This is a genomic window from Pseudomonas sp. S5D5, assembly GCF_003013355.1.
Classification (GTDB): Bacteria; Pseudomonadota; Gammaproteobacteria; order Pseudomonadales; family Pseudomonadaceae; genus Aquipseudomonas; species Aquipseudomonas aylmerensis.
On record NZ_PTEO01000001.1, the window covers coordinates 5,554,006 to 5,572,506 of the forward strand.

The 18,501-nt window shown below is 59.1% G+C and carries 16 protein-coding genes; 9 read left to right on the plus strand and 7 right to left on the minus strand.

The features are described 5' to 3' along the window. Positions 1–129: 129 nt before the first annotated feature. The gene (gene fdxA, locus C9990_RS25395) at positions 130–453 is read left to right on the plus strand and encodes a ferredoxin FdxA (protein ID WP_003208688.1); all 324 of its coding nucleotides are present in this window, start codon (positions 130–132) and stop codon (positions 451–453) included. Between the two features lie 498 nt (positions 454–951). Here fdxA and apbC read toward each other — a convergent pair whose 3' ends face one another. After that, positions 952–2,046 (minus strand): iron-sulfur cluster carrier protein ApbC, encoded by a 1,095-nt coding sequence (gene apbC, locus C9990_RS25405; RefSeq protein WP_065906755.1) that lies wholly within the window; start codon positions 2,044–2,046, stop codon positions 952–954. A 172-nt stretch (positions 2,047–2,218) separates the two neighbouring features. Here apbC and metG point away from each other — a divergent pair, with 172 nt between their 5' ends. The 4 genes from metG (at position 2,219) to C9990_RS25425 (ending at position 6,931) form a co-directional block, all read left to right on the plus strand. Then, entirely contained in the window at positions 2,219–4,270 is a 2,052-nt protein-coding gene (gene metG / locus C9990_RS25410; RefSeq protein ID WP_106805013.1) for a methionine--tRNA ligase, read from the plus strand. Positions 4,271–4,710: 440 nt separating this feature from the next. After that, a complete protein-coding gene (gene rsxB / locus C9990_RS25415; RefSeq protein ID WP_106805014.1) occupies positions 4,711–5,874 on the plus strand; it encodes an electron transport complex subunit RsxB in 1,164 nt (387 codons plus the stop codon). A 128-nt stretch (positions 5,875–6,002) separates the two neighbouring features. Beyond that, entirely contained in the window at positions 6,003–6,641 is a 639-nt protein-coding gene (nth, locus tag C9990_RS25420; RefSeq protein WP_065906761.1) for an endonuclease III, read from the plus strand. A gap of 107 nt (positions 6,642–6,748) precedes the next feature. Next, entirely contained in the window at positions 6,749–6,931 is a 183-nt protein-coding gene (locus tag C9990_RS25425) for a PA3496 family putative envelope integrity protein (RefSeq protein WP_028619066.1), read from the plus strand. A 73-nt stretch (positions 6,932–7,004) separates the two neighbouring features. Here C9990_RS25425 and C9990_RS25430 read toward each other — a convergent pair whose 3' ends face one another. The 3 genes from C9990_RS25430 to C9990_RS25440 form a co-directional block, all read right to left on the minus strand. Next, positions 7,005–7,637, minus strand: coding sequence for a response regulator transcription factor (locus C9990_RS25430; protein ID WP_017844627.1), 633 nt, complete (start codon positions 7,635–7,637; stop codon positions 7,005–7,007). Positions 7,638–8,251: 614 nt separating this feature from the next. Further along, on the minus strand, positions 8,252–9,469 hold the full coding sequence (locus tag C9990_RS25435; protein WP_007938916.1) for an argininosuccinate synthase: 1,218 nt from the start codon (positions 9,467–9,469) through the stop codon (positions 8,252–8,254). 141 nt (positions 9,470–9,610) lie between these two features. After that, positions 9,611–10,519, minus strand: a complete 909-nt coding sequence (locus C9990_RS25440; RefSeq protein WP_065906763.1) for an OmpA family protein — start codon at positions 10,517–10,519, stop codon at positions 9,611–9,613. 156 nt (positions 10,520–10,675) lie between these two features. Here C9990_RS25440 and pyrC point away from each other — a divergent pair, with 156 nt between their 5' ends. Then, on the plus strand, positions 10,676–11,722 hold the full coding sequence (gene pyrC / locus C9990_RS25445; RefSeq protein ID WP_106805015.1) for a dihydroorotase: 1,047 nt from the start codon (positions 10,676–10,678) through the stop codon (positions 11,720–11,722). Next, the gene (gene rnt / locus C9990_RS25450; RefSeq protein ID WP_010564138.1) at positions 11,719–12,390 is read left to right on the plus strand and encodes a ribonuclease T; all 672 of its coding nucleotides are present in this window, start codon (positions 11,719–11,721) and stop codon (positions 12,388–12,390) included. Before pyrC ends, rnt begins: the two co-directional genes overlap by 4 nt. Positions 12,391–13,873: 1,483 nt before the next feature. Here the strand turns inward: rnt and C9990_RS25455 are convergent. Continuing rightward, the gene (locus C9990_RS25455; protein ID WP_003172097.1) at positions 13,874–14,476 is read right to left on the minus strand and encodes a peroxiredoxin; all 603 of its coding nucleotides are present in this window, start codon (positions 14,474–14,476) and stop codon (positions 13,874–13,876) included. 244 nt (positions 14,477–14,720) lie between these two features. On the opposite strand from C9990_RS25455, the gene C9990_RS25460 reads away from it, so the two are divergent. Beyond that, positions 14,721–14,939, plus strand: coding sequence for a bacterioferritin-associated ferredoxin (locus tag C9990_RS25460; RefSeq protein ID WP_106805016.1), 219 nt, complete (start codon positions 14,721–14,723; stop codon positions 14,937–14,939). 201 nt (positions 14,940–15,140) lie between these two features. Continuing rightward, a complete protein-coding gene (gene bfr, locus C9990_RS25465) occupies positions 15,141–15,611 on the plus strand; it encodes a bacterioferritin (protein ID WP_012722487.1) in 471 nt (156 codons plus the stop codon). A 77-nt stretch (positions 15,612–15,688) separates the two neighbouring features. On the opposite strand, the gene grxD is transcribed toward bfr, so the two are convergent. Both grxD and C9990_RS25475 read right to left on the minus strand, forming a co-directional pair. Beyond that, a complete protein-coding gene (gene grxD, locus C9990_RS25470) occupies positions 15,689–16,027 on the minus strand; it encodes a Grx4 family monothiol glutaredoxin (RefSeq protein WP_065906770.1) in 339 nt (112 codons plus the stop codon). A gap of 86 nt (positions 16,028–16,113) precedes the next feature. Continuing rightward, positions 16,114–18,222: a molybdopterin oxidoreductase family protein gene (locus C9990_RS25475; protein ID WP_106805017.1), complete on the minus strand. Its 2,109-nt coding sequence runs from the start codon at positions 18,220–18,222 to the stop codon at positions 16,114–16,116. Between the last annotated feature and the right edge of the window lie 279 nt (positions 18,223–18,501).

The window sequence follows — 18,501 nt, forward strand, 5'->3', positions numbered from 1 at the left end:
AAGCTGGTAGACTCTCGCGCGGTTTGGGATGCTGCGGGCTTTTAGCCTGGTCCGCAGACTATCGCTCCCGAACCTCGCGAGCCCTGCCACAAAGGGTTTCGCTGCCGCCGCCTGAGGAGAAAATTAGAAATGACCTTCGTCGTCACCGACAACTGCATCAAGTGCAAGTACACCGACTGCGTAGAAGTGTGTCCGGTGGACTGCTTCTACGAAGGCCCGAACTTCCTGGTCATCCACCCGGACGAGTGCATTGACTGCGCCCTGTGTGAACCTGAATGCCCGGCCGTCGCCATTTTCTCCGAGGACGAAGTCCCGGCAGAGATGCAGGAATTTATTCAGTTGAACGTCGAGCTGGCGGAAATCTGGCCGAATATCACCGAACGTAAAGACCCGATGCCGGATGCGGCAGAGTGGGATGGCAAGAAAGGTAAGATTGCAGACCTCGAACGCTGATAGCGTCGCCGCCCTCTAAAAAGGCCCCTTGCGGGCCTTTTTGCGTTTCTGGATGACGGGATTCACTTTCCTGCAGGCAAAAAAAAGGGGCGGTATGACCCGCCCACATTTTTTCCCTAGTCCCTGTATTCCTTTTCATCGTCCTGATGAATCGCATCCTGCGACGTTCCCTCAAACCATCGTTCCTTGATGGCTGTGTCAATCCGTGGACACAGGGCTGATGTTAGAGAGTTCCCTGGGAAGTTCAACGGGATGCAACGAGCCGACTGACAGATGCCAACGCTAATGCCCACATAAATAGTTGTTATATTTCAACAAGATAGAAAAGCCTTTCGAGCACTCGAGACCTCTACCCCCCAGGAAAAAACCCAAACACTTACGAAAAAGTAAGTGAATGCTTACAAGCGCAATTGCGAAAAAGTGTCATTGGAGACCTTGGGGTGATTTGCAGGCAAGAAAAAGCCCCGACACCGTCGAGGCTTTTTCCTTTCAATCCGCTCAGTCGTCGCTGACCGTTATCGTCGGCATTGCCGGCGCCGCCGCTTCCTGAAGGACGATCCGCGCGCCTACATGGCGGGCCAGTTCCTGGTAGATCATGGCGATCTGGCCGTCCGGCTCGGCGGCCACGGTCGGTTTGCCGCCGTCGGCCTGCTCACGAATGACCATCGACAGCGGCAACGAGGCCAGCAGCTCGACGCCGTACTGGGTGGCCAGTTTCTCGCCACCGCCCTCGCCGAACAAATGCTCGGCGTGCCCGCAGTTGGAACAGATATGTACCGCCATGTTTTCCACGACGCCCAGCACCGGGATGTTGACCTTGCGGAACATCTCCACGCCTTTTTTCGCGTCGAGCAACGCCAGGTCCTGAGGCGTGGTGACGATCACCGAGCCGGCCACCGGGACTTTCTGCGCCAGGGTCAGCTGGATATCACCGGTGCCTGGTGGCATATCGATCACCAGGTAATCCAGATCGCCCCAGGCGGTCTGCGTGACCAACTGCAGCAGCGCGCCGGAGACCATCGGCCCACGCCAGACCATCGGCGTGTTGTCATCGGTGAGGAAGGCCATGGACATCACTTCGACGCCCAGCGACTCGATCGGCACAAACCACTTTTGATCCTTGACCTTCGGCCGCGTGCCTTCGGCAATGCCGAACATCACGCCCTGGCTCGGGCCGTAGATATCCGCGTCGAGGATGCCCACGCGCGCGCCTTCGCGGGCCAGCGCCAGGGCCAGGTTGGCGGCGGTGGTGGATTTGCCCACGCCGCCCTTGCCGGATGCCACCGCCACCACGTTCTTGACGTTGGCCAGGCCCGGGATCTGTGCCTGGGCCTTGTGCGGGGCGATCACGCATTGGATGTCGACCTTGGCCGAACTCACGCCGTCGAGGCCTTCAATGGCCATTTGCAGCATCTGCGCCCAGCCGCTCTTGAACAGCCCGGCGGCATAGCCCAGCTCCATCTGGACGGACACCTGGCCCCCCTGGACCTCGATGGCGCGTACACAGCCGGCACTGACCGGGTCCTGGTTCAAATAGGGGTCGGTGTACTGGCGAAGAACGGCTTCCACCGCTGCGCGATTGACGGCGCTCATGGGCAACTCCCGAAAAAAGACTGACTGAAACAGGCGGCTATCCTAACCGTTCCAGCGTCGTTGCGGCATGCTTTCGCCGGCAAGGAAGATTCTGAAACAGCAGCACGGGGTGAAATAAATTTCCCGGCGCTTTATAGTGGCCGACCTCCGTTTCATCAAGTAGCCGAGCCCCATGTCCGAGCCACGCAAGATCCTCGTCACCAGCGCCCTGCCCTATGCCAATGGTTCAATCCATCTTGGCCATATGCTTGAGTACATCCAGACCGATATGTGGGTGCGCTTCCAGAAGCATCGCGGCAATCAATGCATTTATGTCTGCGCGGACGACGCCCACGGTTCGGCCATCATGCTGCGCGCCGAAAAGGAAGGGATCACCCCGGAACAACTGATCGCCAATGTGCAGGCTGAACACAGCGCCGACTTTGCCGAGTTCCTGGTTGATTTCGACAACTTTCACTCGACCCACTCCGAAGAAAACCGCGAGCTGTCGAGCCAGATCTACCTGCGCTTGAAAGATGCCGGGCACATTGCCACGCGCTCGATCACGCAGTATTTCGACCCGGAAAAGAAAATGTTCCTGGCTGACCGCTTCATCAAGGGCACTTGCCCGAAATGCGGCACTGAAGACCAGTACGGCGACAACTGCGAGAAATGCGGTGCCACCTACGCACCCACCGACTTGAAGGATCCGAAGTCGGCCATCTCCGGCGCCACCCCGGTGCTCAAGGACTCCCAGCACTTCTTCTTCAAGCTCCCGGATTTCCAGCAGATGCTGCAAACCTGGACCCGCAGCGGCACCCTGCAGGACGCCGTGGCGAACAAGATCGCCGAATGGCTGGATGCCGGCCTGCAACAGTGGGACATCTCCCGCGATGCGCCGTACTTCGGCTTCGAGATCCCCGGTGAGCCGGGTAAGTATTTCTACGTGTGGCTGGACGCGCCGATCGGCTACATGGCCAGCTTCAAGAATCTCTGCGACCGTACGCCGGAGCTGGACTTCGACGCGTTCTGGAAGAAGGATTCCAAGGCCGAGCTGTACCACTTCATCGGCAAGGACATCGTCAATTTCCATGCGCTGTTCTGGCCGGCGATGCTCGAAGGTTCGGGCTACCGCAAGCCAACCGGCATCGCCGTGCACGGCTACCTGACCGTCAACGGCCAGAAGATGTCCAAGTCCCGTGGCACCTTTATCAAGGCGCGCACCTACCTGGACCACCTGTCGCCGGAATACCTGCGTTACTACTACGCCTCCAAGCTGGGCCGTGGCGTCGACGACCTGGACCTGAACCTGGAAGACTTCGTACAGAAGGTCAACTCGGACCTCGTGGGCAAAGTCGTCAACATCGCCAGCCGTTGCGCCGGTTTTATCCACAAGGGCAACGCCGGTCTGCTGGTGGCCGAGAACGCCGCGCCGGAACTGACCGAAGCGTTCCTGGCGGCTGCGCCCAGCATCGCCGACGCCTACGAGGCGCGCGACTTTGCCCGCGCCATGCGCGAAATCATGGGCCTGGCCGACCGCGCCAACGCCTGGATTGCCGACAAGGCGCCGTGGTCGCTGAACAAGCAGGAAGGCAAGCAGGCTGAAGTCCAGGCGATCTGCGCCACAGGCGTCAACCTGTTCCGCCAGTTGGTGATCTTCCTCAAGCCGGTCCTGCCATTGCTGGCCGCCGACGCCGAGGCGTTCCTCAATGTCGCACCACTGACCTGGAACGACCACGCCACCTTGCTCAGCAACCATCAGTTGAACGAGTTCAAGCCGCTGATGACCCGTATCGACCCGGTCAAGGTGCAGGCCATGACCGACGCGTCCAAGGAAGACCTGGTCGCCAGCCAGACCGACACCGGCGAATCGGCTCCGGCCGGCAACGGCGAACTGGCCAAGGACCCGCTCTCCCCGGAGATCGATTTCGACGCCTTTGCCGCTGTGGACCTGCGTGTTGCCCTGATCGTCAAGGCCGAAGCCGTGGAAGGGGCCGACAAGCTGCTGCGCCTGACCCTGGATATCGGTGACGAGCGACGCAACGTGTTCTCCGGGATCAAGAGCGCTTATCCAGACCCGTCGAAGCTCGATGGTCGCCTGACCATGATGATCGCCAACCTCAAGCCACGGAAAATGAAGTTCGGCATCTCTGAAGGCATGGTGATGGCAGCCGGCCCTGGCGGCGAAGAGATCTACCTGCTGAGCCCTGACAGCGGCGCCAAGCCAGGCCAGCGTATCAAGTAAGCGTCTAGGTCTTTAGTGAGCGGGCCTGGTGTGGTTGGCCAGGCTTGTTGTAGTGAGCTGGGCTTGTTGTAGTGAGCGGGTCTTGTTATGGCGAGCTGGGCTTGTTGTGGCGAGCGGGCTTGCCCCGCGTTGGGGCGCGTAGCGGCCCTGAACCAGGCACCCGGTTCTGTCTGTAGGAATGCGGCGGCCCTGATGGGGCTGCTTCGCAGCCCAACGCGGGGCAAGCCCGCTCACCACAACAGCCCTCCATAAGCTTTAAGCCACAAGCTTCAAGCTTCAAGCTTCAAGCTTCAAGCTTCAAGCTTCAAGCTACGAGCCACGAGCCACGAGCCACGAGCCAGCTTGTAGCTTATAGCTTGTAGCTTGCGGCTTGCGGCTTGTAGCTTGTGGCTTGTATCTAAACGCTCTGTTTGTCCAACCGGCATGCCAATGATTACTCCATGAATCTGATTCAACGTATCGACGCGCTGCTGCCGCAGACCCAATGCGGCAAGTGCGGGCACCCGGGTTGCAAGCCTTACGCCGAGGGCATCGCGCGTGGTGAGGCGATCAACAAATGTCCGCCCGGTGGGCAAGAAACCATCGCCGGCCTGGCGCTCTTGCTGCGTGTGCCAGCGCTGGAGCTGGACACCAGCCGTGGCGAAGCCCCGGCCCAGGTTGCCTACATCCGCGAGGCCGAATGCATCGGCTGCACCAAATGCATCCAGGCCTGCCCGGTGGACGCGATTGTCGGCGCAGCCAAGTTGATGCACACCGTTATCGTCGATGAGTGCACCGGTTGCGACTTGTGTGTCGCGCCCTGCCCTGTCGATTGCATTGAGATGCGCCCAACGGCCAACGTGTTGCCGATTGTGGGCGGCTTGGCGACCAATGAGTCCCAGCGTCATGCACGCGGCCTGAAACGCGATCGCGCGCGGCGGCGCTTTGAACAGCGCAACGCACGCCTGCAACGGGAAGAAGCCTTCAAGCTCGCTGAACGCCTGGCACGGGCCAAGCGCGCCGCGCCAGAGGTCCCTGCACCGCCCGATGCCGCTCAGGCAGCACAAGACGCCGCGATCAAGAAGGCCAAGATCACGCTCGCCATGAGCCGCGCGCAACTGCACAAATCCTTGAAGGCATTCGGCCACCCGCCGACCTTTGAGCAGCAGTCGCAATTGATCGTCCTGCAGCAGCAGTTCGAAGCGGCGGAGCAGGCGCTGGCGGCCCTGGAGGTCACCGAGCGAGCGGCGCCGCCAGCGCAAAAAGACCCTGCGCTCAAACGCGCAAAAATCCAATTGGCGATGCGCCGCGCCGAATTGAAAAAAGCTCAGGACCTGAACGCTGACGAGCAGCAGCTGGCGACCTTGAGCGCTGCGCTGTCCAGCGCCGAGCAAGCTTTGCATGACGCCGAGAGTGACAGTGAGCAGCCCCGGCCCGATTTACAGCGCGTGGAAAAACGTCCGATCGACGCCCAACTGCGGCAGCTGAAAACGGCGTTGGCCTATGCTCGAGCCGATGTCGCCAAGCTACAACGCCAACCAGGCGTCAGTGCGGATCAACTCAAAGCCGCACAACACGCGCTGGAGCAAGCGCAGCAGCGGGTGGACACTCACGTCGGCGCTTGACCCACTGCAGGCGACGCTGCCGTGCGCCGTGGCGATGGTTTATCCTGCTCGGGTCATCGCCCGCGAGCCCCAAGCCTGGATCCACTTTTCATACTGATGTCGACCGTTTGCAAGGAACCCACCGCCCCATGAACGCCGCAAAACGCCTGGAAATTTTCCGCAGGCTTCACGAAGACAATCCGGAACCCAAGACCGAGCTGGCCTACACCACGCCGTTCGAGTTGCTGATTGCGGTGATCCTCTCGGCCCAATCCACGGACGTTGGCGTCAACAAGGCAACGGCGAAGCTGTATCCGGTGGCGAATACACCCGAGGCGATCTACGCCCTGGGAGTGGAAGGGTTATCGGAATACATCAAGACGATTGGCCTGTACAACAGCAAGGCCAAGAACGTGATCGAAACCTGCCGCCTGCTAGTCGAACTGCACGGCAGCGAAGTGCCGCAAACCCGCGAAGCCCTTGAAGCGCTGCCGGGAGTGGGCCGTAAGACCGCCAACGTGGTGCTCAACACCGCGTTCCGACAACTGACCATGGCCGTGGACACGCATATATTTCGGGTCAGCAATCGCACCGGAATTGCCCGTGGCAAGAATGTGGTGGAAGTCGAAAAGCAGTTGATGAAATTTGTTCCCAAGCCCTATCTGCTCGACTCCCATCACTGGCTGATCCTGCATGGGCGCTACGTTTGCCAAGCGCGCAAGCCTCGCTGCGGCAGCTGTCGGATCGAAGACCTGTGCGAATACAAGGAAAAAACCTCCGACGATTGAGCAATCATTGATTTTCTCGATCAGTCGATTGAAAAAATCTTTTTTACCCGCTCATGGAATATCGTTATAAGGAGCGCCAACGGCAGTCTTAGCCCGGAGTTAACCTTATGAGCACTGGCAAAGAACAACTGGAAGTGGAAGACGACCTCGTTGAGTCGGATGACGATGGGGCAGAAGCACCTGTGGCAGAGGTGGCCAAGACCAATCTGAGCAAACGCCGCACCATCGACAATCTTCTGGAAGAGCGACGCTTGCAAAAACAGTTGGCCGACTACGACTTCGACCTCTGATAGAGCCTGTAACGGCCGGAAGCCTCCTTTACGGAGGCTTTTTTGTGCCGGCACACCTGGATTGACAGCGGCCCTATACCAGACCGTTGCGTTGGGCCAACTCGATCAGGTCTACCAGCGACCGTGCATTGAGTTTGAGCAGCAAGCGTGTCTTGTAGGTGCTGACGGTCTTGTTGCTGAGGAACATGCCGTCGGCGATCTCCTTGTTGGTTTTGCCTCGGGCCAACTGTTGCAACACCATCATCTCGCGACCGGAAAGGCGCTCGACCATGTCAGCCTCGCTGGCGTTGCCCATGGTGGAGCGCACCGAGTTCAGCGCCTGGTTGGGGAAATAGCTGTAGCCCGAGAGCACCGCTTTTATGGCACTCAGCAACTCGGTCAGATCCTGCTGCTTGCACACATAGCCGGCAGCCCCCGCCTGCATGCAGCGCATCGAGAAATGGCCGGGGGCCTGCGACGTCAGCACCAGCACCTTGAACGGTGTGGCCTGCTTGGTGGACGACAGTCGGCAAATGACTTCCAGGCCGTCGAGCTTGGGAATTCCAATATCCAGTATGACAATGTCCGGCATATGCTCGCGCGCAAGTTGCAACGCATCGACACCGTTATCGGTCTCGGCAACGACCTCATAACCATGACGCTCCATTAGCATACGCACAGCAAGACGAATGACGGGATGATCATCCACGATCAGCACTTTATTCATGAGAAAGTCCAATTTCGCTGTTCGAATTATTCAGAGCAAACACAATAGCCTAGTCGTTTCCTAGTTGGCATAGCATTCACCCCCAAGTTAGAGCAACCAGAGACCCAACCCACAACCACTTCGGAATTAACCTACAAAAAAACGCCAACTCGGATGTGTCGAGATTTATGTGGCCTTTCAGACCTTTCCTGGGTCGCACATATTTTGAATGAAATATCCAACCAATAAGGGGGTTGGGGTAAACGCGGCGCACGCAACCTTCAGGAAATATCCCTTGCTTGGGGCGTAGGCATACGCGGGCCGGCGAAAAGCGGCCGACGCTCTCAGTTCCATTTGACATATCCATTTACACTCAAAATCTCCTACAGAACTTTCATAAACGCTTAGTCAAAACACACTTACATGTGTGAATTTTCTGTAAGACATAGTTCCTAGTCAGATGTAAATAATTCGTCCCCCAAGAAAATCGACAACAAATGTTCAGGATTGAAACTTTTAACCCTTATCAGCTCGGCAACTTTAAACATTTATAAACATGAGACTGTGTTGCTTAATCGACAGGCAAAAAAAATGGCCCCTTGATAAAGGGGCCATTCTCACAACGCGTCTGACACTCAGAACAACTTGCGACCCTTGTTGGCCGCAATGCGCATGCGCAGTGCGTTCAACTTGATGAAGCCCGCAGCGTCCGCCTGGTTGTAGGCGCCGCCATCTTCTTCGAAGGTGGCGATATTGGCATCGAACAGCGACTCATCGGACTTGCGCCCGGTGACGATCACGTTGCCTTTGTACAGCTTCAGGCGCACCACACCATTCACGTGGGCCTGGGAAGCGTCGATCATCTGCTGCAGCATCAGACGCTCTGGGCTCCACCAGTAGCCGGTGTAGATCAGGCTGGCGTACTTGGGCATCAGCTCGTCTTTGAGGTGAGCCACTTCGCGGTCCAGGGTGATCGACTCGATGGCGCGGTGGGCGCGCAGCATGATGGTGCCGCCTGGGGTTTCGTAGCAGCCACGGGACTTCATGCCCACGTAGCGGTTCTCGACGATGTCGAGACGGCCGATACCGTGTTCACCACCAATACGGTTCAAGGTCGCCAGCACGGTGGCCGGGGTCATTTCGACGCCGTCCAGTGCGACGATGTCGCCGTTGCGGTAGGTCAGTTCCAGGTATTGCGGCTTGTCGGGTGCGTTCTCCGGGGAGACGGTCCAACGCCACATGTCTTCTTCGTGCTCGGTCCAGGTGTCTTCCAGCACGCCGCCTTCATAGGAGATGTGCAGCAGGTTGGCATCCATCGAGTACGGGGACTTCTTCTTGCCGTGACGCTCGATCGGGATCGCATGCTTTTCAGCGTAATCCATCAGCTTTTCACGCGACAGCAGGTCCCACTCACGCCAAGGGGCAATCACTTTGACGCCTGGCTTGAGGGCGTAGGCGCCCAATTCGAAGCGCACCTGGTCGTTGCCCTTCCCGGTAGCACCATGGGAAATGGCGTCGGCGCCGGTTTCGTTGGCGATTTCAATCAGGCGCTTGGCGATCAGCGGACGTGCGATGGAAGTACCCAGCAGGTACTCGCCTTCGTAGACGGTGTTGGCGCGAAACATCGGGAAGACGAAATCGCGGACGAATTCTTCGCGCAGGTCGTCAATGTAGATCTCTTTCACGCCCATGGCTTGCGCCTTGGCACGTGCAGGTTCGACCTCTTCGCCCTGACCCAGGTCAGCGGTGAAGGTCACCACTTCACAGTTATAAGTATCCTGCAGCCACTTGAGGATCACCGAAGTGTCCAGGCCGCCGGAATACGCGAGAACGACCTTGTTTACGTCGGCCATGCCATCACTCCACGGGGTTGTACGGAAAGCCGTCGATTCTACCGACCAAAACCGTGAATTTACAGAGGCGCGACAGCAAATGAAGATAAAGCGACAGATTATGTCGAGTGAGCGACCGATGGTCGCATCACAGGGACGGGCTTATGACGTGTGTGCCGGGTTGCTCGGCGCAGTAGCCTGGGGCGCCGGTTTCTCGGGAGCGGCCACGCGCTCCAGCTGAATATTCACGCGGCGGTTGCGCGCCCGGTTGGCCGCATTGGTGTTGGGTGCCAAGGGATAGCTTTCGCCGTGGAAACGCATGGTGATCTGCGACTCCTGGATACCATTGGCCTTGAAGTAATCCATCACCGCCAACGCGCGGCGGCGCGAGACATCGCGGTTGGTGAGGCGATTGCCACTGTTGTCCGAATGCCCGTTCAACTCGATATGGTTGACGGTGGGGTCGGCCTTCATGAACGCAAGAATCACCGACAGTTTTTTCTTCGCGGCCGCATCCAGTTCGATGCCGCCACCGGGAAAACCGACCTCGGTCTGCTTGACCTGATCGTAATTCATCGGCAGCAACTTGGTGGTACACAACTGATAGTCGTTGTAGGCCTTGTTGAATTTCACCGGCAACAGGCGAATTTCCGAATAGCCGCCTTCGCGCCCGTAATGCCGCACGGTCGGGCTGCGTCCTTCCAGCAAACCGGTGAACAAGCGCCCGGCCTGCGCCTGAGAGCTGTTGAACAGTACATCGCCACTGCCTGCCCGCACCGCGCCGAGGTTGATATCGCCCCGGCCCGGTTGCCAAGGGGCAGCCGCCGCCAACAACGTGGCCGAGCCCGCGCCCAGCGCGCCGCTGTAGGCTTTCAGACGAAATGTTGCCTGCTCGCCGGCCCGGCGCACGAACTCACCCGAGCCAAAATCAGTGATTGGCTGGGTCAGGCGGCACTCGAACTGATCGCCTTCCACCTTCCACTCAATATTCTCCAGACGTGTCTGGAACGTGAGGGCCATCGCAGGCAGGCTGGCGAACACACTGAGCAGGGCTAGATAATGCTGGCGCACGGGAGGCTCCACTGGTTTCTACAACACTTCAAAGCGTCATACATCGTTAAGGCATACCTAGGGCTATCGGTTGCATCCGGCAAAACTTGATAGCGAGTGCCTGCAAGAGTCTTTTCCGGTAGCATTCCCACCAGATTGACCCGCCTGGAATCCCCAATGTCCGACCGCCTGACCCTGCTGCGTCCCGACGACTGGCATATTCATCTTCGCGATGGTGCTGCGTTGCCTCAAACCGTGGCCGATGTAGCGCGCACGTTTGGCCGCGCCATCATCATGCCCAACCTGGTACCTCCGGTGCGCAACGCCGCTGAAGCCGACGCCTATCGCCAGCGTATCCTCGCTGCGCGGCCGGCCGGCAGCCGCTTTGAACCGTTGATGGTGCTCTACCTCACCGACCGCACCCAGCCTGAAGAGATTCGCCAGGCCAAGGCCAGCGGTTTCGTGCACGCCGCCAAGCTGTATCCGGCGGGCGCGACCACCAACTCCGATTCCGGCGTGACCAGTATCGACAAGATCCTGCCGGCCATCGAAGCCATGGCGGAAGTCGGCATGCCGCTGCTGATCCACGGCGAAGTGACCCGTGGTGATGTCGACGTGTTCGATCGCGAGAAGATCTTCATCGACGAGCACATGCGCCGCGTGGTCGAGCTGTTCCCGACCCTGAAGGTGGTGTTCGAACACATCACCACGGCCGATGCGGTGCAGTTCGTCACCGAGGCTTCGGCCAACGTGGGTGCGACCATCACTGCGCACCACCTGCTCTACAACCGCAACCACATGCTGGTGGGCGGGATTCGGCCGCATTTCTATTGCCTGCCGATTCTCAAGCGCAACACCCATCAGGTCGCCCTGCTGGATGCCGCGACCAGCGGTAATCCGAAGTTCTTCCTCGGCACCGACTCCGCGCCCCATGCCCAACACGCCAAGGAAGCCGCGTGTGGCTGTGCCGGCTGCTACACCGCGTATGCCGCCATCGAGTTGTATGCCGAAGCGTTTGAACAACGCAACGCCCTGGACAAGCTCGAAGGTTTCGCCAGCCTCAACGGCCCGCGTTTCTACGGCCTGCCGGCGAACACCGACCGCATTACCCTGGTCCGTGAAGACTGGACCGCCCCTGCCAGCCTGCCGTTTGGCGAGCTGACTGTTATCCCGCTGCGCGCCGGTGAAACACTGCGCTGGCGCCTGCTGGAGGAAAGCAAGTGAGTGAAGACCATTACGATGACGAACACGAGCACAGTGGTGGCGGTTCCCGTCACCCGATGGCCGAGCGGTTTCGCGGCTATCTGCCGGTTGTCATCGACGTAGAGACCGGTGGTTTCAATTGCGCCACCGACGCCTTGCTGGAAATCGCCGCCACCACCATCGGCATGGATGAACAGGGTTTTGTGTTCCCGGAGCACACCCACTTCTTTCGCGTCGAGCCGTTCGAAGGCGCCAATATCGAAGCAGCAGCCCTGGAATTCACCGGGATCAAGCTCGATCACCCACTGCGTATGGCGGTGAGTGAAGAAGCGGCGCTGACCGATATTTTCCGCGGCGTGCGCAAGGCGTTGAAGGCTAATGGCTGCAAACGCGCAATCCTGGTAGGCCACAACAGCAGCTTCGACCTGGGTTTCCTGAATGCTGCCGTGGCGCGCCTCGATATGAAGCGCAACCCGTTCCACCCCTTCTCCAGCTTCGACACCGCCACCCTCGCAGGCCTGGCGTATGGCCAGACCGTACTGGCGAAAGCCTGCCAGGCAGCCGGTATCGACTTTGACGGACGCGAAGCCCACTCGGCGCGCTACGACACCGAGAAGACGGCCGAGCTTTTCTGCGGCATCGTCAACCGTTGGAAGCAGATGGGCGGTTGGGAAGACTTCAACGACTGACGGCGCGGTTGTGGCGCCCTGCTTGCCCTGATGTGGCAAGCCGGTTTGCCCTGATGTAGCAATGTGGCTGCGCTGTTGTGGTGAGCAGGCTTGCCCTGCGTTGGGCTGCGCAGCAGCCCCATTGGCACCCACAGGGTTTATCAGGTAAACCGCGGTGTCTGGTTTTGGGGCCGCTGCGCAGCCCAACGCAGGGCAAGCCTGCTCGCCACGAGAGGCCTGCTCACCACGAGAGGCTTGTTCCCCACACGAAGCCTATTCAATACAAGAAACTTGTTCCCCACGTGGCGCCTACTCACCACAGCCTGCTTGCCCTGATGCGGCAATGTGGCTGCGCTGTTGTGGTGAGCAGGCTTGCCCTGCGTTGGGCTGCGCAGCAGCCCCATTGGCACACACAGGGTTTGTCAGGTAAACCGCAGCGTCTGGTTTTGGGGCCGCTGCGCAGCCCAACGCAGGGCAAGCCTGCTCGCCACAAGAAGCATGCTCACCACGAGAGGCTTGTTTCCCACAAGAAGCCTATTCAATACAAGAAGCTTGTTCCGCACGGGGAGCCTACTCACTACAGCCTGCTTGCCTTGATGCGGCAATTTGGCTGCTCTGTTGTGGTGAGCAGGCTTGTCCTGCGTTGGGCTGCGTAGCAGACCCATTGGCACCCACAGGGTTTATCAGGTAAACCGCAGTGTCTGGTTTTGGGGCCGCTGCGCAGCCCAACGCAGGACAAGCCTGCTCGCCACAAGAGGCCTGCTCACCACGAGAGGCTTGTTCCCCACACGAAGCCTATTCACTAGAAGAAGCTTGTTCCCCACGGGGAGCCTACTCACCACAGCCTGCTTGCCTTGATGCGGCAATGTGGCTGCTGTGTTGTGGTGAGCAGGCTTGCCCTGCGTTGGGCTGCGTAGCAGACCCATTGGCACCCACAGGGTTTATCAGGTAACCCGCAGTGTCTGGTTTTGGGGCCGCTGCGCAGCCCAACGCAGGGCAAGCCTGCTCGCCACAAGAAGCCTGCTCACCACGAAAGGCTTGTTCCCCACAAGAAGCCTATTCAATACAAGAAGCTTGTTCCTCCACGTGGAGCCGCCTCACCACGGCCTGCTTACCCTACTGTGGCCATCGGGTTGCTGTGTTGTGGTGAGCAGGCTTGCCCTGCGTTGGGCTGCGCAGCAGCCCCATTGGCAACCACAGGGTTTATCAGGTAAACCGCAGTGTCTGGTTTTGGGGTCGCTGCGCGGCCCAACGCAGGGCAAGCCTGCTCACCACAAGAAGCCTGCTCACCACACGAGGCTTGTGCACCACATGAAGCCTACTCACCACAGCCTGCTTGCCTTGATGCGGTCATCTGGTTGCTGTGTTGTGGTGAGCACGCTTGCCACAAGAGGCCTCCTGACCACAAGCAGCGCACTCGCGACTCAAAGCCAGTCACACGGCTGAATCCCGCGCATAAAAAAACCGGCCTTCTCAGGCCGGTTTTTTTTACCGTAAAACTGGCTTACAGCTTGCCAGCGTTCTCGGTCAGGTAAGCCGCAACGCCTTCTGGCGAAGCGTTCATGCCTTTGTCGCCTTTTTTCCAGTTGGCAGGGCAGACTTCGCCGTGCTCTTCGTGGAATTGCAGAGCGTCGACCAGGCGGATCAGCTCTTCCATGTTACGACCCAGCGGCAGGTCGTTGATGATCTGGGAACGTACAACGCCCTTGTCGTCGATCAGGAACGCGCCACGGAAAGCCACGCCGCCTTCGGACTCGACGTCGTAGGCCTTGGCGATGTCGTGCTTCATGTCGGCAGCCATGGTGTATTTGACTTTGCCGATGCCGCCATCATTGATGGCAGTGTTGCGCCAGGCGTTGTGGGTGAAATGGGAGTCGATGGAAACGGCAACCACTTCTACGTTGCGCGCCTTGAAATCGTCCATGCGGTGGTCCAGAGCGATCAGCTCCGAAGGGCAGACGAAGGTGAAGTCCAGCGGGTAGAAGAATACCAGGCCGTATTTGCCTTTGATGGCTTCAGACAGTTTGAAGCTGTCAACGATTTCGCCATTGCCGAGGACGGCAGGTACGTCGAAATCCGGGGCTTGTTTGCCGACGAGTACGCTCATTGGTTATCTCCTGATAGTAGGGTGACGATTGAAGTAAAAGGACCGGCCTCAAGTCTGCCGCATTCAAGCGACAGGCCCGTGACACAGTCACGCTTCGTGAAGACCGAGCATCATACACTGAAAAAACCGTTCGTCAGTGCGTGCGCAATGCCTGCGAATACCCTACGAATCTACTTTGACAATCATTCTCGTTAACATTAAGATCCATCGCACTTAAGCCTTAAACCCGCGACGGTTCTCCCTTATGTATGTGTGCCTGTGTACTGGCGTCACCGACGGACAAATCCGCGAAGCAATCTACGAAGGTTGCTGCAGCTACAAGGAAGTACGTGAAACCACCGGCGTTGCCAGCCAGTGCGGAAAATGTGCTTGCCTCGCCAAGCAAGTGGTACGGGAAACCCTGACGCAGCTGCAGACAGCCCGGGCCGCGCTCCCCTACACAGCAGAATTTACACACGCCTGAATACGCGTGTTTTAAAGAACCGGACTTAGTGTCCGGTTTTTTTATGCCTGCAATTCAATTAGTTAGCGTCAAGACGCGGAACACAAACATTCTTATTCCGATTAATTTTCATTTATTATTCAATAACTTAGGTTTGACACTAGGGATTTCGCCGCTCAAACTCCGCCTTATACACAGCTATTACAGGGCAGGACCCCAGTCATGAAAGGCGACATCTCAGTCATCCAGCAACTCAACAAAATCCTTGCCAATGAACTGGTCGCGATCAATCAGTACTTTCTGCATGCGCGCATGTATGACGATTGGGGCCTGGAAAAGCTCGGCAAGCGTGAATACAAAGAATCCATCAAAGCCATGAAGGACGCTGATGCGCTGATCAAGCGCATCCTGTTCCTGGAAGGCCTGCCGAACGTGCAGGACCTGGGCAAGCTCAACATCGGCGAGCACACCCAGGAAATGATCAGCAGCGACCTGGGCTTTGAACGCAAGAGCCACAGCGACCTCAAGGCCGCCATTGCGCACTGTGAGACCAAGGGTGACTTCGGCAGCCGTGAACTGCTGGAAGATATCCTGGAAGACCAGGAAGAACATATCGACTGGCTGGAGACCCAACTGGGCCTGATCGACAAAGTCAGCCTGGAGAACTACCTGCAATCGCAGATGGGTGAATAAGCCCTAGGCGACAGGTACAAAAAAGCCCCGCTCTCTTATGAGAAGCGGGGCTTTTTATTGACCGATGATTTCCAGAATCAAGCGTCAGTCTTGGCTGCAGCGTTTGCAGCGGCTTCTTTGATCAGCGCCTGCAGCGAACCATCAGCGGCCATTTCGACGATAATGTCGCTACCGCCGACCAGCTCACCGGCAACCCACAGTTGTGGGAAAGTAGGCCAGTTGGCGTACTTCGGCAGGTTGGCGCGGATTTCAGGGTTTTGCAGGATATCCACGTAAGCGAACTTCTCGCCGCACGCCATGATGGCCTGGGAAGCCTTCGCGGAGAAACCGCACTGAGGAGCGTTCGGAGCGCCCTTCATGTAAAGCAGAATGGTGTTGTTGGCAATCTGCTCTTTGATCGTTTCGATGATATCCATGGAACACCTCGGTTGGAACTTTGCGACTCACAGGTCGGCACGGTGGCGCATTGTAACGCAAAATCCCAGCGTGGTGCTCGGGCTCCTTAAGCGGCTGCAACCTGCACCGGCACCCCGTTCAACGCGGCGTTGCCGGACAATTCGTCCAATTGCCGTTCGTCAGTCAAGTCGTTCGCGCTCGCACCCGGCTGGCTGCTGGCGATGGTCATATGCACGCCGGGGCGGCCATGGCCCCAGCCGTGAGGCAGGCTGACCACGCCGGGCATCATGTCCAGGCTGGCCACCACCTCGACCTCGATCATGCCGATGCGCGAACTCACACGCACCCGCTGGCCATCACTCAACTGCCGACGGCTCAGGTCGTCCGGATGCATCAGCAACTGGTGCCGAGGCTTGCCCTTCACCAGCCGGTGATAGTTGTGCATCCAGGAATTGTTGCTGCGCACATGGCGCCGACCGATCAGCAACAATTCGTCAGCCACCGGCACCGGCTGCGCGGCAAAACGCGCCAGGTCCGCGAGGATCACCGCCGGCGCCGCGCAGACCTTGCCATCAGCGGTTTTCAGACGCGCGGCGAGGTTGGGCTTGAGCGGGCCCAGGTCCAGGCCATGGGGATGCTCGGCGAGCATCGCCACCGACAACTTGTACCCGGACGCATCACCATAGGTCCCGGCCCGCAGCCCGAAATCGATCATCTGCGCTGGCGGCATGGTGGGCTTGAGCGCAGCGCCTGTGTGCGCCGCAAACGCTTGAGCCAGCCCGACAAAAATCTCCCAGTCATGCAGCGCGCCCGCAGGCTTGGGCAGGATTGCGCGGTTGAAGCGGGTGACGTTACGCACCGCAAACATGTTGAAGGTGGTGTCGTAATGATCGTTTTCCAGCGCCGAGGTGGACGGCAGGATCAGGTCGGCATAACGCGTGGTCTCGTTGATATACAGGTCGATACTGACCATGAACTCCAGGCCATCCAGGGCCTGTTCGAGCTGACGACCATTGGGCGTCGACAACACGGGGTTGCCGGCCACGGTCACCAGCGCGCGGATTTGTCCTTCACCTTCAGTGAGCATTTCCTCGGCGAGGGCCGACACCGGCAACTCGCCACCGTACTCCGGTCGTCCGGAGACCCGGCTCTGCCAGCGATTGAAATGCCCGCCGCCGGTGGACGCGACCAAGTCCACCGCCGGCGTGGTGCACAAGGCGCCGCCGACGCGGTCCAGGTTGCCGGTCACCAGGTTGATCAACTGCACCAGCCAATGGCACAGCGTGCCAAACGCCTGGGTCGAGACACCCATGCGCCCGTAGCACACCGCCGTGTCGGCGCCTGCAAAGTCCCGCGCCAACTTGCGAATCTGTTCGGCTGGCACCGCACACTGACCGCTCATGGCCTCAGCGGTAAAGCCGGCGATGGCCTGGCGCACCTCCTCCAGGCCTTCAACCGGCAGATGGCTGGCGCGGGTCAGGTTTTCGGTAAACAGCGTGTTGAGCACCCCGAACAACAACGCGGCATCCCCTCCCGGGCGCACGAACAGGTGCTGGTCAGCCATTGCCGCTGTCTCGCTGCGCCGAGGATCGACCACCACCACTTTGCCGCCCCGCGCCTGGATGGCCTTGAGGCGCTTCTCCACATCGGGGACGGTCATGATGCTGCCATTCGACGCCAGCGGGTTGCCGCCCAGGATCAGCATGAAGTCGGTGTGGTCGATGTCCGGGATCGGCAACAACAGCCCGTGTCCGTACATCAAGTGACTGGTGAGGTGATGGGGCAACTGGTCCACCGAGGTTGCGGAAAACCGGTTGCGTGTCTTCAGTTGGCCAAGGAAGTAGTTGCTGTGGGTCATCAGCCCGTAGTTATGCACGCTGGGGTTGCCCTGATACACCGCCACCGCGTTTTGCCCGTGACGCGTCTGAATGCCCGCCAGCCGTTCGGCTACAAGCGCAAAGGCTTCTTCCCACGAGATCGACTGCCATTCGCTGCCCACGCGCCGCATCGGCTGGTGCAGGCGGTCCGGATCATTCTGGATATCCTGCAGCGCAACGGCCTTGGGGCAGATATGCCCGCGGCTGAACGTATCCAGCGCGTCGCCCTTGATCGAGGTGATCGCCAGGCTGCCGTCGTCGGCCTGGGTGGTTTCCAGGGTCAGGCCGCAGATGGCTTCGCACAGGTGGCAGGCACGGTGATGGAGAGTCTTGGTCATGGCCAGTCTCTTTATTGGGGATGGCTGCACTATGGGCCGCGCCAGGCACAGGGACCAGTAACGTTCGCCCCGTGAATCGGCCGGCATCAGGCCCGGGCATGGGTATACGTGAGCAAATGTTTCAGAAACTTCCCACATAGCCGCCAAAACCGACGCAGCTTGGCCTGGGCGCGTCCCCGCGCATTGCAAAAGGCTGCGGCGCCAGTGTACAAATGGCCCGCTGCTGTCAGGAAATCGTCTTCAAACGCGCTCCGGCGCCCTGCTTGAACACCCTTAAAA

Bases quoted from the DNA above. Each gene is read 5' to 3' on its own strand.
- C9990_RS25460 (WP_106805016.1), top strand. From the start codon at position 14,721: ATGTATGTGTGCCTGTGTACTGGCGTCACCGACGGACAAATCCGCGAA.
- C9990_RS25435 (WP_007938916.1), bottom strand. From the start codon at position 9,469: ATGGCCGACGTAAACAAGGTCGTTCTCGCGTATTCCGGCGGCCTGGAC.
- nth (WP_065906761.1), top strand. From the start codon at position 6,003: ATGAACGCCGCAAAACGCCTGGAAATTTTCCGCAGGCTTCACGAAGAC.
- C9990_RS25455 (WP_003172097.1), bottom strand. From the start codon at position 14,476: ATGAGCGTACTCGTCGGCAAACAAGCCCCGGATTTCGACGTACCTGCC.
- C9990_RS25475 (WP_106805017.1), bottom strand. From the start codon at position 18,222: ATGACCAAGACTCTCCATCACCGTGCCTGCCACCTGTGCGAAGCCATC.
- grxD (WP_065906770.1), bottom strand. From the start codon at position 16,027: ATGGATATCATCGAAACGATCAAAGAGCAGATTGCCAACAACACCATT.
- C9990_RS25430 (WP_017844627.1), bottom strand. From the start codon at position 7,637: ATGAATAAAGTGCTGATCGTGGATGATCATCCCGTCATTCGTCTTGCT.
- bfr (WP_012722487.1), top strand. From the start codon at position 15,141: ATGAAAGGCGACATCTCAGTCATCCAGCAACTCAACAAAATCCTTGCC.
- C9990_RS25425 (WP_028619066.1), top strand. From the start codon at position 6,749: ATGAGCACTGGCAAAGAACAACTGGAAGTGGAAGACGACCTCGTTGAG.
- rsxB (WP_106805014.1), top strand. From the start codon at position 4,711: ATGAATCTGATTCAACGTATCGACGCGCTGCTGCCGCAGACCCAATGC.
- apbC (WP_065906755.1), bottom strand. From the start codon at position 2,046: ATGAGCGCCGTCAATCGCGCAGCGGTGGAAGCCGTTCTTCGCCAGTAC.
- pyrC (WP_106805015.1), top strand. From the start codon at position 10,676: ATGTCCGACCGCCTGACCCTGCTGCGTCCCGACGACTGGCATATTCAT.
- metG (WP_106805013.1), top strand. From the start codon at position 2,219: ATGTCCGAGCCACGCAAGATCCTCGTCACCAGCGCCCTGCCCTATGCC.
- fdxA (WP_003208688.1), top strand. From the start codon at position 130: ATGACCTTCGTCGTCACCGACAACTGCATCAAGTGCAAGTACACCGAC.